The 13,597-nt window shown below is 71.2% G+C and carries 17 protein-coding genes; 5 read left to right on the forward strand and 12 right to left on the reverse strand.

The window, feature by feature from the left end:
* Positions 1-14 precede the first annotated feature (14 nt).
* A complete protein-coding gene (locus tag B9P64_RS08390; protein WP_085315757.1) occupies positions 15-281 on the reverse strand; it encodes a hypothetical protein in 267 nt (88 codons plus the stop codon).
* A 25-nt stretch (positions 282-306) separates the two neighbouring features.
* A complete protein-coding gene (locus B9P64_RS08395) occupies positions 307-1,116 on the reverse strand; it encodes a hypothetical protein (RefSeq protein WP_085315758.1) in 810 nt (269 codons plus the stop codon).
* A 123-nt stretch (positions 1,117-1,239) separates the two neighbouring features.
* Between B9P64_RS08395 and B9P64_RS08400 the strand changes: the two genes are divergently transcribed.
* Complete coding sequence (locus B9P64_RS08400; protein ID WP_085315759.1) at positions 1,240-1,464, forward strand: hypothetical protein; 225 nt, start codon at positions 1,240-1,242, stop codon at positions 1,462-1,464.
* Between the two features lies 1 nt (position 1,465).
* On the opposite strand, the gene B9P64_RS08405 is transcribed toward B9P64_RS08400, so the two are convergent.
* A complete protein-coding gene (locus tag B9P64_RS08405) occupies positions 1,466-1,807 on the reverse strand; it encodes a low molecular weight protein tyrosine phosphatase family protein (protein WP_085315760.1) in 342 nt (113 codons plus the stop codon).
* A gap of 19 nt (positions 1,808-1,826) precedes the next feature.
* A complete protein-coding gene (gene hisC / locus B9P64_RS08410; protein WP_085316017.1) occupies positions 1,827-2,891 on the reverse strand; it encodes a histidinol-phosphate transaminase in 1,065 nt (354 codons plus the stop codon).
* A gap of 243 nt (positions 2,892-3,134) precedes the next feature.
* Between hisC and B9P64_RS29065 the strand changes: the two genes are divergently transcribed.
* From B9P64_RS29065 to B9P64_RS08425, 4 genes are all read left to right on the forward strand, one after another.
* Positions 3,135-3,263, forward strand: a complete 129-nt coding sequence (locus B9P64_RS29065; protein WP_268877142.1) for a hypothetical protein — start codon at positions 3,135-3,137, stop codon at positions 3,261-3,263.
* Between the two features lie 234 nt (positions 3,264-3,497).
* A complete protein-coding gene (locus B9P64_RS08415; protein WP_085315761.1) occupies positions 3,498-4,142 on the forward strand; it encodes a Spy/CpxP family protein refolding chaperone in 645 nt (214 codons plus the stop codon).
* Entirely contained in the window at positions 4,139-4,882 is a 744-nt protein-coding gene (locus B9P64_RS08420; RefSeq protein ID WP_085315762.1) for a response regulator, read from the forward strand. Before B9P64_RS08415 ends, B9P64_RS08420 begins: the two co-directional genes overlap by 4 nt.
* The gene (locus tag B9P64_RS08425; protein WP_085315763.1) at positions 4,872-6,086 is read left to right on the forward strand and encodes a HAMP domain-containing sensor histidine kinase; all 1,215 of its coding nucleotides are present in this window, start codon (positions 4,872-4,874) and stop codon (positions 6,084-6,086) included. Before B9P64_RS08420 ends, B9P64_RS08425 begins: the two co-directional genes overlap by 11 nt.
* A 22-nt stretch (positions 6,087-6,108) precedes the next feature.
* Here B9P64_RS08425 and B9P64_RS08430 read toward each other — a convergent pair whose 3' ends face one another.
* The 8 genes from B9P64_RS08430 to B9P64_RS08465 form a co-directional block, all read right to left on the reverse strand.
* On the reverse strand, positions 6,109-6,795 hold the full coding sequence (locus B9P64_RS08430; protein WP_085315764.1) for an HAD family hydrolase: 687 nt from the start codon (positions 6,793-6,795) through the stop codon (positions 6,109-6,111).
* An 88-nt stretch (positions 6,796-6,883) separates the two neighbouring features.
* On the reverse strand, positions 6,884-8,398 hold the full coding sequence (locus B9P64_RS08435; RefSeq protein ID WP_085315765.1) for an oligosaccharide flippase family protein: 1,515 nt from the start codon (positions 8,396-8,398) through the stop codon (positions 6,884-6,886).
* Between the two features lie 179 nt (positions 8,399-8,577).
* Positions 8,578-8,796, reverse strand: coding sequence for a TOBE domain-containing protein (locus B9P64_RS08440; RefSeq protein WP_085315766.1), 219 nt, complete (start codon positions 8,794-8,796; stop codon positions 8,578-8,580).
* 46 nt (positions 8,797-8,842) lie between these two features.
* On the reverse strand, positions 8,843-9,688 hold the full coding sequence (locus B9P64_RS08445) for an ATP-binding cassette domain-containing protein (RefSeq protein ID WP_085315767.1): 846 nt from the start codon (positions 9,686-9,688) through the stop codon (positions 8,843-8,845).
* Positions 9,685-11,163, reverse strand: coding sequence for an LLM class flavin-dependent oxidoreductase (locus B9P64_RS08450; RefSeq protein WP_085315768.1), 1,479 nt, complete (start codon positions 11,161-11,163; stop codon positions 9,685-9,687). The genes B9P64_RS08445 and B9P64_RS08450 overlap by 4 nt, the downstream gene beginning before the upstream one ends.
* Positions 11,160-12,032: a MetQ/NlpA family ABC transporter substrate-binding protein gene (locus B9P64_RS08455; RefSeq protein WP_085315769.1), complete on the reverse strand. Its 873-nt coding sequence runs from the start codon at positions 12,030-12,032 to the stop codon at positions 11,160-11,162. The genes B9P64_RS08450 and B9P64_RS08455 overlap by 4 nt, the downstream gene beginning before the upstream one ends.
* A gap of 105 nt (positions 12,033-12,137) precedes the next feature.
* Positions 12,138-12,803: a methionine ABC transporter permease gene (locus tag B9P64_RS08460; RefSeq protein WP_085315770.1), complete on the reverse strand. Its 666-nt coding sequence runs from the start codon at positions 12,801-12,803 to the stop codon at positions 12,138-12,140.
* A gap of 11 nt (positions 12,804-12,814) precedes the next feature.
* Positions 12,815-13,594, reverse strand: coding sequence for a methionine ABC transporter ATP-binding protein (locus B9P64_RS08465; protein ID WP_085315771.1), 780 nt, complete (start codon positions 13,592-13,594; stop codon positions 12,815-12,817).
* Positions 13,595-13,597 lie beyond the last annotated feature (3 nt).

Raw genomic sequence — 13,597 nt, forward strand, 5'->3', positions numbered from 1 at the left:
CCGGCGCGGCTGGCTCAGCGGCCGCTGTCGCAGTCGCGGATCAGCCGGATGCACTCCTGCATGCCGAACAGCAGCCGGTCGCGCAGCTGCTCGTCGGTGGCGCAGAAGATCTTGTCGGAGGCGTTGCGCTCATAGGTGCCGGCGACGAAGGCGTCGTAATCGGCCTTGAGCTTGTAGAGCAGCTCGACCTGCTCCTTGCGCACCTTGGCGACGTGTTCGTCCTCGGTGCAGTCGAGCAGACCGAGCTGGATGCGTTCGCGGGCGGCCTGGCGGACGGTCATGACGGTTCTCCTCTGGCGCGGGCGGTCAGGCGCCGGCCGTGGCCGGAACCACGGGCACCCGATAGCCGAACAGCGGCTGCTTGCCCTGGGACACGCGCTTGCGGTTGAGCGCCTCGGGCGGCGGCACTTCGAGACAGGCCTGCGGCCAGGCGGTGAGCGCGGCGCAGGTCTGCACCAGCATCGCCAGCTCGTCGTAGGCGCCTAGCTCGATCTCGCGGAACACCGGCGCGGGCTGGCCGCCATAGGCCTTGAGCCGGGCCTGGAAGGCTTCGGGGAAGAGGAAGAAGGCCTCGGCATCGAAGCGCTGGATCAGTCCGCCTTCGCGCACCACGCTGTCGCCGGCGACCGGGTAGGGCAGGAACAGGCCGCCAAGGCCGACCTGCCAGTTGCCCAGCTCGGGCATCCAGTACACCGGCACCACGAACACGCCGCCCTGTGGCACCTCGGCGCGTAGCTCGTCGGCGCCCGGGATCAGGCCGAGCGCCGCATCGGCATCCCAGCACAGCGCGATGCGCTTGGCCGACGCGTCGCGCTGGGCGCCGCCGGTGGCGACCGCCATGGCTTCGGGCAGCGCCGGCCAGCGCGCCTCGATGGCGACGATGGGCCAGGGCAGTTGCAGGTCGGCGCGGGTGAGCGCGGATTCGGCCTTGGCGTCGAGCAGCATGCCGCGCTCGGGCAGCAGGAACTTGCTGGCGTGCTCGATCAGCGTGATGACGCCGTCGAGCACCTGGAGCGAATGCCCGGCCTTGGGATCGGCGGCGGCGCGCTGTTCGCGCAGCCCTTCGAGGGCATGCGCGCAGTAGTTGTTGACCTGAATGTCGGGAGTGTTGGACATGGCGAATGCAGTTGAATGGGCGGCTCGGGCGGAGCAAGAACAGTACCGTCGTCGGCAGCGGGGTTTCGGCACACTGCGCGGACATTGCGTTTTCTCAACCCATTTCAAGAAGACAGGCGCGCCATGAGCATCAAGTCCGAAGACATCGAAATCCGTCTCTACATGCTGGAGGCGCTGACCATGGCGCTGGCCAGCACCCATCCCGATGCCGAGGCGCTGACGGCGGCCTTCGACAAGGCGGTCAAGCGCATCCAGGGCTTCATGGAGGGCAACAACATGGCGCCCGAGGTGATCCAGCGCGTGGCCGGCGCGGCCGAGCGCATTCGCGTGCAGATCGAGCCGGAGTGAGTCAGCGCCGTGGCGCGGCCGGCGCCAGATGCGGCCCGACTTTCTTCTCAAGCAGCGCCACCAGCGCCGGCTCCATGAAGGCGTAGTCGTCCGGAATGTCGAGGCAGACGATCTTCTTGCCGCCGAGCTGATGGCGAAACCGCGCCGCGAGCCGGGCGCGATGGCGCTTTTCCATCACGAAGATGAGGTCGGCCCAGGCCAGCAGCTCGGGCTCGACCGGCTGGTCGGCATCGGGCGCGAGGCCGGCCGAGGCGGTTTCCACGCCGGGCCAGTGGGCGAAGACCGCTTCTGCGGTCGGGCTGCGCAGCCGGTTGCGGGCGCAGATGAACAGCACTTTCCTCAAGCGCCGGCCCGGGCTGGGGTCAGGCCAGGATGTCGTCGAGCGCCGCCAGCAGCGCCGCGCATTGCTCGTCCGAGCCGACGGTGATGCGCAGCCAGTTGGCGATGCGCGGCGCCGAAAAGCGCCGCACCAGCACCTTGCGCGCGCGCAGCTCGGCCAGCAGCTGCTCGGCCGGGCGCGTGGCATGGCTGGTGAAGATGAAGTTGGCGGCCGACGGCAGGCTGGTGAAGCCGCGCCGGGCCAGCTCGGCCACCAGCCGCTCGCGCGTGGCGACGACGGCGTCGCGGGTCTGCGCGAAGTAAGGCTCGTCGCGCATCGCCGCCGCTGCGCCGGCCGCCGCGAGCCGGTCGACCGGATAGGAATTGAAGCTGTCCTTCACCCGCCGCAGCGCCTCGATCAGCCCCGGATCGCCGATGGCGAAACCCACGCGCAGGCCGGCCAGCGAGCGCGACTTGCTCAGCGTCTGCGTGACCAGCAGGTTGGGATGGCGCAGCACCAGGCCGGCCGCGCTCTCGGCGCCGAAGTCCACATAAGCCTCGTCGACCAGCACGACGGAGTCGCGGTTGCGTTGCAGCAGCGCCTCGATGTCGGCGAGCGGCAGGGCGCGGCCGGTCGGTGCATTGGGGTTGGGGAAGACGATGCCGCCGTTGGGCTGGGCAAAGTCCTCCAGCGCCAGACTGAAGTCGTCGCGCAACGCCACCGTGCGGTAGTCGATGCCGAACAGCCCGCAGTACACCGGATAGAAGCTGTAGGTGATGTCCGGGAACAGCACCGGCTCGGCATGCTTGAGCAGCGCCAGGAAGGCGAAGCCCAGCACCTCGTCGGAGCCGTTGCCGGCGAACACATGCTCGATGCCCAGGCCGTGGCGCGCGGCGACGGCGGCGCGCAGCTCGGTCGATTCGGGGTCGGGATAGAGCGCCAGCTTCTGCGCCGCGTCGGCGATGGCGGCCAGCGCCAGCGGCGACGGCGGATAGGGGTTCTCGTTGGTATTGAGCTTGACCAGCCCGTCGACCTTGGGCTGCTCGCCCGGCACATAGGGCGTGAGCGAGGCGGTCAGGGCACTCCAGTAGCGATTGGCGGCGTTCATGCGATGCGGATCCGGGGCCATTGATGGCGATGGGCGCGGGCGGAATGCCCGGCGGCCGGGTGCGGCGGGCGGTTCTTGGCGACCGCGGGCGCGCGCGAGGGCGGCCAGCATAAGCGATCGGGCAGGGCCGGCGGCCGGGATGGGCGCGGCTCGGGCTACAATCGCGGGCTTTGGTTTTTCTGCCAGAACAGCCACCATTTCCATCGCCGGCCGCGCGCCGGCACCCACATCCGGAGTTCCAAGATGGCCGACCGCACCCGTACCCGCCGCAACACCCTCGAACGCCGCTGCCTCGGCAAGGCTTTCAAGCGCCTGTTCGTGGGCCGCAACCGCGAAGTGTTCCGCATGCTCGAAAAGATCAAGAAGAACTGATCGCCCGGGCACGCCGGAATTTCCGGCGGCAAGAAAAGGGGAGCTGCCCGCGAGGGCGCTCCCCTTTTTTCATGCCGGTCGGCGGTCGTGGGTTGTCACAGGTCTGTGGCGCTCCAGATGTCGGGTAACCAGCCGTAACGTCTTGCACATCAGCCGGCAAACCCGGCTGCGCACAGTGCAACCGTTCCGCGACGGCCTCCGGGCCTGGCGCGGCAATCCACGGAGGGGAAGCACATGTTCGGTTTCAAGGATTCGAGACTGCTGCGCGGCGCGGCACTGGCCGCCACGGTGGCGCTGGCGGCGGGCGCGATCGCGCTGCCATTTCATGCCGATGCGGCAGCCAAGCGCGCTGCCGGCGAACCCGCCGCCTGCCCGATGGCGGACGGCGGCCCGGCCGGCTTTCATCACGAAGGCCGCGACGGCCATGAAGGCCCGGGCGGTCCGATCGGCGGTCCGCTGCCGGGCCGGCTGCTGCGCGATGCCGGCGCGAGCGACGAGCAGATCGCCCGCATCAGGACCATCTTCGAGTCGCGCCGTGCCGCCGCCGAGGCCGATCGCGACAAGCTGCGCGGGCTGCACGACAAGACGCGCGAGCTGCTGGCCGCGCCGACCGTCGACCGCGCTGAGCTCGACAAGCTGCGCAGCGAGCAGCTGGCGCTGGCCGATGCCGAATCGCGCCGCATGACCGGCGCCCTGGCCGATGCCGCCGAAGTGCTGACGCCGGCCCAGCGCGCCAAGATCGCCACCCTGCTCGCCGACCGGCGCGAGCATGACGGCCATGGTCACCATGACCGCCGCGACGACCGCGGCCCGCGCGACGGCGCCCGCCCCGGTCCCGACAACCGCCCACCCACGCCCGACCAGCCGCCTACCTCATGAACCAGCGAACCGCATCCGGCCTGCACCGCCTGCTCGTCATCGACGATGACGAACGCCTCGTCGCCATGCTGCGCGACTACCTCGCGCCCAACGGCTTCGAGATCACGCTCGCCTTCGACATCGCCGCCGGTCTGGCGGCGCTCGGCCGCGAGCGTTTCGACATCGTGCTGCTCGACCTGATGCTGCCCGACGGCAACGGGCTCGACGTGTGCCGGCAGCTGCGCGCTGCGGCCGGCGCCGAGGCCGACGTCGGCCTGGTCATGCTCACCGCGCGCGGCGAGTCGACCGACCGCGTCATCGGCCTGGAGCTCGGCGCCGACGACTACGTGACCAAGCCCTTCGATCCGCGCGAGCTGCTGGCGCGGCTGCGCGCGGTGCTGCGCCGGCGCCAGTCCGCGCCGGCCGATCCGCAGCGCGAGGTCAAGGTGTTCGGCCGGCTCGAGATCGACCGCGCCGGCCGCTGCGTGCGGGTGGACGGCGAGACCCGCTCGCTCACCTCGCACCAGTTCGCGCTGCTCGACGCCATGGCCGAGCGCGCCGGCCGCGTGCTGACGCGCGACCAGCTGATGGAGCTGGTCCAGCCCTGGCACGGCGAGGAAACCTTCGACCGCTCGATCGACGTTCACATCGCGCGCATCCGCGCCGCCATCGAGGACGACGCGCGCCATCCGCAGCGCATCGTCACCGTGCGCGGCATCGGCTACGTGTTCTCGCGCGAACAGGACAGCCGTGCCGCGTGAGCACCGGCTGGCGCGCCATCTCTGGCTGCGCATCTGGCTGGCGGTGGTCGCCACCGTGCTGCTGTTCGCGCTGCTGGCCGGCGCGGCCTGGCGGCTTTATGCCGACGAGGTGCGCTCCGAGTTCTTCCGCCATGAGCATCCCGGGCCGCCGCCCTGGGCCGACCGTGCGCCGCCCGGCGTGGCGCCCGAGGACTGGAACGACTGGTGGGCCGAGCGCAAGCGCGAGTTCGAACATCGGCCGCCCAAGCCGCCGCCCGGCATGCCGCACGGTCCCTTCGGCCCGCTCGGACTGGTCGGGCTGCTGGGCGTGCTGGCGGGCGGCGTGGCCTTCGGCGCCTATCCGGTGGTGCGCCGGCTGACGCGCCAGCTGGAGGATCTGCATGCGAGCGTGCGGCGCTTTGGCGGCGGCGACCTGCAGGCGCGCGCCACGGTGCACGGCAGCGACGAGGTCGCAGGCGTGGCGCGCAGCTTCAACGACGCGGCCGAGCGCATCGAGGGGCTGGTCGAGGCGCAGCGCTCGCTGCTCGCCAATGCCTCGCACGAGCTGCGGTCGCCGCTCGCGCGGCTGCGCATGGCGAGCGAGATGCTGGGTGCCAGCGCCAGCGCCGGCCTGCGCGACGAGATGCGCCGCAACATCGGCGAGCTCGACCAGCTCATCGAGGAAATCCTGCTGGCGAGCCGGCTGGAGGCGGCGCGCGAAGTGCCGATCGGCGACTTCGAGCCGGTCGATCTGGCCGGGCTGGTGGCCGAGGAAGCCGCGCATGCCGGCGTCGCCTGCGACGCGGTCGCGCTGCAACTGTCCGGCGATGCCCGGCTGCTGCGCCGGCTGGTGCGCAATCTGATCGAGAACGCGCTGCGCTATGCCAAGCCGGCCGCGCCGGCGTCCGGCGCCGATGCCGATTTCGACGACTCGCCCGATGCGCCGCTGGCCCGGCCCGACATCGTGGTGACGCTGGCCCGCAGCGCCGATGCCGAGCGCGCCCGGCTCACCGTCTGCGACCGTGGTCCGGGCGTCGCCGATGCCGACCGCGAGCGCGTGTTCGAAGCCTTCTACCGCGTGCCCGGCGCCAGCGAGCGCGAGGGCGGCGTAGGCCTGGGGCTGGCGCTGGTACGCAAGATCGCGCGCCATCACGGCGGCGAGGCGCGCTGTCTGGCGCGCGACGGCGGCGGCGCCTGCTTCGAGGTGCTGCTGCCGCTGGCCTGAGCCGGGGCGCCGGGCGGCGCGGTCAGCGCGTCGCGTGACGCAGACCGGCCACCAGCGCCGGCAGCTCGCTCATCCGCGCAAACGTGGCCAGCGCGCCGAGCGCACGCAATTTCTCGTCATGCCCGGGCGCCAGATGGCCGCCGCCGACAAAGCCCAGCACCGTCATGCCGGCGGCGCGCGCGGCGGTCACGCCGGTGGCGCTGTCTTCCACCACCAGGCAGCGCGCCGGCGCCACGCCAAAGCCGGCGGCGGCGGCCAGATACACATCGGGCGCGGGCTTGGGCCGGTCGAGGTCGCGGCCGCTGTAGACGCGGTCGTGGAACAGCGGCGCGAGACCGGTGCGGGCCAGCACGCCGCGCACCCGGCGCGCCTCGGAATTGCTGGCCACGGCCAGCGGCAGGCCGGTCGCGGCCAGCGCCGCGCCCACGCCGGGCATCGGCTCGGTCAGGCGGTCGATGGCCACATCCACGCGGTGATGCAGCGCCTCGATGTCGGCCAGCGTCATCGGCGTGCCGAGCAGGGTCGACAGCTCGACCAGCATCGGCACGAACAGCATGCCGAGGCGCGGTCGCAGCAGCGGGACGATGTCGCGCGCGCGGTCGGCGGCGGGAAAGCGCGCTGCCAGTTCATCGGCGGTCATCGCAAAGGACAGCGCTTCGCTGTCGATCAGCACGCCGTCGCAGTCGCTGATGAGATGGGTCGGGCTCATGGGCGCGATCTCGGTAAGGGAGGAGCGCGCCACTCTAGCGGCTGCGACGGGCGCCGGCTGTCAGCCGATGCCGCGTCTGGCGCCGGCGTCAGAGCGTGGTCGGCGGGCCGGCCGGATCGCCCGGCGCGGCGAGCAGGCCGAGCCGGCGCAGGCGCTCGATCAGGCCGCCGAACAGGCGGTGGAACAGCTGGCGGAACAGCACCGGATCGATCAGCCACAGCACCGCCGCATAGATGAAGGCGCCGAGTGCCGCAAAGCCGCCCAGGCGCTCGGGCAGATCCCAGACCGCGCCGACGTCCATGCGCAGCAGCGTCAGCACCGTGGCCATCGCCGCGACCGCCAGCGCCGGCGTGGCCGCGCCGCGCCATTGATCGACCAGCCCGATGCCGCCGATGCGCCAGAGCAGAAACATGTCGACCGGCAGCGCCAGCAGCGGCGCGCCGATCCAGACCGTGCTGGCCAGTCCGGCCGACTGGCGCCCGAACAGCCACATGCCGGCGCCGATCAGCGCGATGGCGCTGGTGGAGATGACCGCCTGCACCACCGGCCGCCCGAGCGCGATGAACACCGAGGTACCGAACATGCGCGCGAAGAACAGCAGCGAGGTGGCCGACAGCAGGCTCACCAGCGGCGCCGCCTCGGCCCAGCGCGCGCCGAACAGCAGCTCGACCACCTCGGGCGCGGTGCAGGCGATGCCGGCAAACACCGGAAAGGTGAGCGCGCAGCACATGCGGGTGGCGGTCGCGTAGACGCCGGCGATCGAGCCGGTTTCATGCCGCGCGCGCGAGAACAGCGTGGTCGACAGATGCCAGATCGGCCCGCTCACCAGACCGCGCAGCGTGTCGACGATGCGGAAGGCCAGATCGAACAGCCCGGCCGTGGCGCTGCCGAGCCCGGCACCGACCGCGATCAGGAACACCCGCGATGCCGCCACGGCGGTGAAGGCCAGCCCGGTCGAGGCGGCACCGAACACCAGCCAGGGGCGGATCGGCGACCAGTCGCTGCGCCAGCGCGGCCGCTCGGGCGCGAGGTAGGCCAGCACCGCCGTGCCGAGCACTGCCATCAGCAGCTGCTGCGCGATCAGGCTCCACAGGCCGGCGCCGCTCAGCACCATCACCAGCGCGACCAGGCTTGCGCCCATGCGCGAGGCCACGCTGCGCAGCGCGAGCGAACGGAATTCGAGATTGCGCCGCTGCACCGCCGCCAGCGTGGCGCCGAGCGGCGTGGGCAGCAGCGACAGGCTTAGCACCGGCAGCAGCCAGCCCAGCCCCGGCTGACCGAGCAGCCGGCCCAGCAGCGGCGCGCCGAGCCAGCACAGCGCCACCAGCGCAAACGCCAGCGCGGTGGCCAGCGAGAAGGCCGCGTCGATCTGCTCGCGCTGCACCTTGCGGGCCTGCAGGATGGCGTCGTGGAACAGGCATTCGACCGGGATGTTGAGCAGCATCACGATGCCGAGCGCCATCGAGAACAGGCCGAACTCGGCCGGCGCCAGCCGGTGCGAGATGAACACCAGCACCACGAAGGCCAGGCCCGAGACGCCGACGCTTTCGAACAGGCCCCAGAGGGCCGCGACCGAGGGACGGTCGGAAGAGGTTGCTGCCATGACACCCGCGCGCAAGTGGGTCGCGCGGGTTGGGTCGGCGCCTCATGGGCGCCGGTCGCCGCCCGCCGACGGGATCGGCCGGGACGAACCGGCCGCGCATACGGGCATTGACGGCAGGGGCCGGCGGCGACTTGAGCGGATCGATCGCCGCGCCGGCAGGGCAAAGCGGGTGCTGCTCCTCAGAGCGCGGCGATGGCGACCTCGGTCGACTTGATGAGCGCGATGACTTCGCGGCCCGGCACCAGACCCAGTTCCTTCACCGAGCGGGTGGTGATGACCGAGGTGACGATGATGCCGGCCGAGGTTTCGACATCGACTTCCGAGACGACCGGGCCTTCGATGATTTCGCGCACGCGACCCCGGAACTGGTTGCGGACGTTGATGGCGGCTATGGACATGCTGGCTCCTTGTGATGGCCGCGAGGCGCGGCGGATGAAAGCGGGTTCAGATCGCCCAGCGCACGGCGGTGGCGTCGGGCGCGGGCTGTTCGGGCGGGCGCGGCGTCTTGAGCACGCGGTCGAGCACCGCTTCCTCGATGGCGGCGAATTCGGGCCGGCCACGCGAGCGCGGGCGGGCCAGCGGCACGTCGCGGTCGAGCGTGATGCGGCCGTCCTCGATCAGCACGATGCGGTCGGCCATGGCCACGGCTTCCTGCACATCGTGGGTGACCAGAACGGCGGTGAAGCCGTGGGTGCGCCACAGGTTCTCGATCAGCGACTGCATCTCGATGCGGGTGAGGGCGTCGAGCGCGCCGAGCGGCTCGTCGAGCAGCAGCAGGCGCGGCCGATGGACCAGCGCGCGGGCGAGGGCGACGCGCTGGCGCTGGCCGCCCGAGAGCTGGGCCGGCCAGTCGTCGGCGCGGTCGGCCAGGCCGACTTCGGCGAGCAGCTCGAGCGCGCGTTTGCGCGCGTCGCTGCCTTCAAGGCCGAGCGCGATGTTGTCGAGCACGCGCTTCCAGGGCAGCAGGCGCGGCTCCTGGAACATTACGCGCACCTCGTCGCGGCGCTGGGCCGGCGCGGCGCCGTCGATGCCGGCTTCGTTGTCGAAGCTTTCGAGGCCGGCCAGCACGCGCAGCAGCGTGCTCTTGCCGCAGCCGCTGCGGCCGACGATGGCGAGGAATTCGCCCGGCGCGATGTCGAGATCGATGCCGTCGAGCACGCGGCGGCTGCCGTAGCGCTTGACCAGATTGCGCAGCCGCACGGCGGTGCCGTCGGCGGCCGGCGAAGGGACGGTGGGGCGGGCCGGCGCCTGGGCAGCGGCGGTGGCGGCGAGCTTGAGCTTGGTTGTCATGTGGCGGGCAGGGCGGGTTCGGCGTGGACGGAGTGCGGCGCGGCGGCGGCGGCCGGCGGCGGGGAAGCGGCATGGGCGGCGCCGGCGCGCGCGGCCCGGACCGCATCGCGCAGCCGGCCGCCGCTGTGGTCGGGCGCGAGCGCGGCATGGCCGAACAGCCGCGCGCGCAGCGGGCCGTCGGCATAGCCGGTGGCATAGGCGCCGCGTCGTTGCAGCTCGGGCACGACATGCTCGATCACGTCGGCCCAGCTGCCGGGCGCAACCGCGTAGGCCAGATTGAAGCCGTCGATGCCGGTGGTGGCGAGCCAGTCCTGGAGCTGGTCGGCGACCTTTTGCGGCCCGCCGACGATGACCGGCCCGCGTCCGCCGATGGCGATGAATTCGGCGGCTTCGCGCACGGTCCAGCGGCGCGATGGATCGGCCTTGCTGAAGGCGGCGAGCGCGGTGCGGCCGGCGTCGGTGTCGATGTATTCGATGGTGGCGTCGAGCGGCAGCCGGCCGAAGTCGACGCCGGTCCAGCCCGACAGCAGCGCGAGCGAGGCGTCGATGTCGACATAGCCGCGGTAGTCGGCATGCTTGGCTTCGGCGCGCGCGTCGTCGGCATCGGTGATGACGGTCGCCAGCGCATAGATGAGCACCGAGTCGGGCGCGCGGCCGGCGCGGGCCACGGCGGCGCGCACATCGGCCACCTGGCGCGCCAGCGCGGCCTGGGTCGGCGCGATCAGGAACACGCACTCGGCATGCGCGCCGGCAAACGCCAGCCCGCGCGCCGAGGTGCCGGCCTGATACAGCACCGGCGTGCGCTGCGGCGACGGCTCGCTCAGATGGATGCCGGGCAGGCTGAACCACGGGCCCTGGTGGCCGACGGCATGCACCTTGGCCGGATCCACGTAGACGTTGCGCGCCACGTCGCGCTGTACGGCGTCGTCGTCCCAGCTGGTTTCCCAGAGCTTGTAGACCGCCTGCAGAAAGTCGTCGGCCTGGTCGTAGCGCTGGTCGTGCGCGGTCTGCTTTACCTGACCGGCGTTGCGCGCGGCGCTGTCCAGGTAGGAGGTGACGATGTTCCAGCCCACGCGGCCGTCGGTCAGATGGTCGAGCGTGGTGATGCGGCGCGCGAACAGCGCCGGCTGCTCATAGCTGGTGGACGCGGTCACGCCAAAGCCCAGATGGCGCGTGACGGCGGCCATCGCCGGCACCACCAGCATCGGGTCGTCGAGCGGCACCTGCACGCCGCCGCGCAGGGCAGCGTCGGGGCTGCCGTTGTGCACGTCGTACACGCCGGTCACGTCGGCCAGAAAGATGCCGTCGAACAGCCCGCGCTCCAGCAGCTGCGCCAGCCCGGTCCAGTAGCCGAGCTTCGTGTACTCATGCGAGCGGTTGGCCGGATGGCGCCACAGCCCCGGCGACTGATGCACGGCGGCCGTCATCGCAAACGCGTTGAAGCGCACCGGCTTGCGGGCGTCGGCGGCGCTCATTTCGCGGCGGCCGTCTTGCCTTCGAGCGCGACCTGCCAGTCGGGCTTCACGAAGCCGGCAAAGCGCTGGTTGGTGGTGGCGAGGAATTCCTTCGACTGCCAGGCCGCCGCGATGTCCTTGACGTACTCGCGGTCCTTGTCGGCGGTGCGCACGGCCACCACGTTCTGATAGGTGGACGTCGTGTCTTCCAGCGCCAGCGCCTCGGTGAGCTTGAGCCCGGACGCGAGCGCGAAATTGCCGTTGATGAAGCTGTAGTCGATGTCGTCGAGCGAGCGCGGCAGTTGCGCGGCCTCCAGCGGCACCAGCTTGATGCCCTTGAGGTTCTGCGCCACGTCCTTCTCCGAGGCGCGGATCGGGTCATAGCCTTCGCGCAGCCTGAGCCAGCCGAGCTTCTTGTCGAGCACCACCAGCGCGCGCGCCGCATTGGCCGGATCGTTGGGGATGGCGACCGTCGTGCCTTCCTTCACCTCGGCCAGGCTCTTGTGCTTGCGGCTGTACACCGCGATGGGCGCGGTCGGCACCTTGAGCACTTCGCTCAGTTCCAGCTTGTTCTCGGTCGTGAACTTCTTGAGATAGACCTCGTGCTGGAACACGTTGGCATCGAGCGAGCCCTGGGCCAGCGCGAAGTTGGGCTGGATGTAGTCGTTGAACTCGACCAGCTTGACCGTGTAGCCCTTCTTTTCCAGCAGCGGCTTGATGCCGTACTTGATCTGGTCGGCATAGGGGCCGGCGGTCGCGCCGAACACCAGTTCCTTCTTCTGCGGATCGGCGGCCTGGGCGGTGGTGGCGAAGACGCCGGCAAGCAGCGCGCTGCCGGCAAGCGCCAGCAGGCGGCGACGGAAAATGGCGGAGTGGAGCTTGTTGTTCATGCGGATTCCTCTGGGCAGAGCGCGAGCCTGGACGCGCGCGGCGCCGGCAAAAAGATTCATTGGGAATGAAGGTATGGCGCGGCGGGGCTTGCGGCCGCGCGGCAATCAGCGGTGATCGAGCCGGCGCGCGATGCGGTTGCCGGCCCACTGGATCAGCTGGACGATGACCACCAGCAGCGCGACGGTCCCCACCATCACGTCGGTCTGGAAGCGGTAGTAGCCGTAGCGGATCGCGATGTCGCCGATGCCGCCGCCGCCCACCACGCCGGCCATCGCCGAGTACGAAAGAAAGCTCACGATCAGCACCGTCAGCGCCAGCACCAGCGCCGGTCGCGCTTCCACCAGCAGCACGCGGCGCACGATCTGCAACTCGCTTGCGCCCATTGCATGGGCCGCCTCGATCACGCCGCGCGGCACCTCGCGCAGCGCCTGTTCCACCAGCCGCGCGAAGTAGGGGATGGCCGCAAAACTCAGCGGCACCGCCGCCGCGACTGGCCCGATGGAACTGCCCGCCAGCACCCGCGTGACCGGCACCAGCGCCACCAGCAGGATGATGAAAGGGAAGGAGCGCACCAGATTCACCACCCAGTTGAGCGCCGTGTGCAGCAGCGGCTGGGCCAGCGACTGGCCCGGCGCGGTCAGCACGATGAGCACGCCGAGCGGCCCGCCCAGCAGCACCGCCACGCCGATGGCAATGGCCAGCATCAGGCCGGTCTGGCCCACCGCCACCCACAGCTCGGGCAGCACCTCGATGAAGTTCTCGAAGAACATTGGCCGTCTCCTCAGGCCGCGACCGACAGCGGCGCCGGTTGTTGCAGGCTGGCGAGCAGTTCGCGCGCAAGGTCGGTGGCCGGCGCATGCGTGTCGGTATCGAGCGCAAAGCGGTCGGCGACGCGGCCGTCTTCCATCACCGCCACCTCGTCGCACAGGCGCCGCACCACTTCCAGCTCATGGGTCACGACGACCAGCGTCACGCCGTGGTCGCGGTTGATGGCGGCCAGCGTGTCGAGGATGGAGCGCGTGGTCTGCGGGTCGAGCGCCGAGGTGGGCTCGTCGCAGAGCAGCACGCCGGGCCGCGTGGTCAGCGCGCGCGCGATGGCGACGCGCTGCTTCTGCCCGCCCGACAGCTGGGCCGGATAGCTGCGCGCCTTGTCGGCCAGCCCGACGATGTCGAGGCATTCGGCGACGCGCTTGGCAACTTGCGCGCGCGGCAGGCCGTCGAGATCGAGCGGGAAGGCGACATTGGCCTCGACGGTCGCATTCAGCAGCAGGTTGAACTGCTGGAAGATCATGCCGATGCCCCGGCGCGCGGCGCGCAACCGGCTGCGCGACAGCGCGGTGAGATCGACGCCATCGACCGTCACGCGGCCGGCATCGGGCCGCTCCAGCAGATTGATGAGTCGCAGCAGCGTCGACTTGCCGGCGCCGCTCATGCCGATGACGCCGAAGGCGCTGCCGCGCGGGATGTCGAGCGACACGTCGCGCACCGCGTGGAACACGCCGTTGCGCGGCAGCACGAAGGTCTTCGACACGGTGTCGAGCCGGATCAGCGGGGCGCTCATGCG

The organism is Derxia lacustris (genome assembly GCF_002105195.1).
GTDB lineage: Bacteria > Pseudomonadota > Gammaproteobacteria > Burkholderiales > Burkholderiaceae_E > Derxia > Derxia lacustris.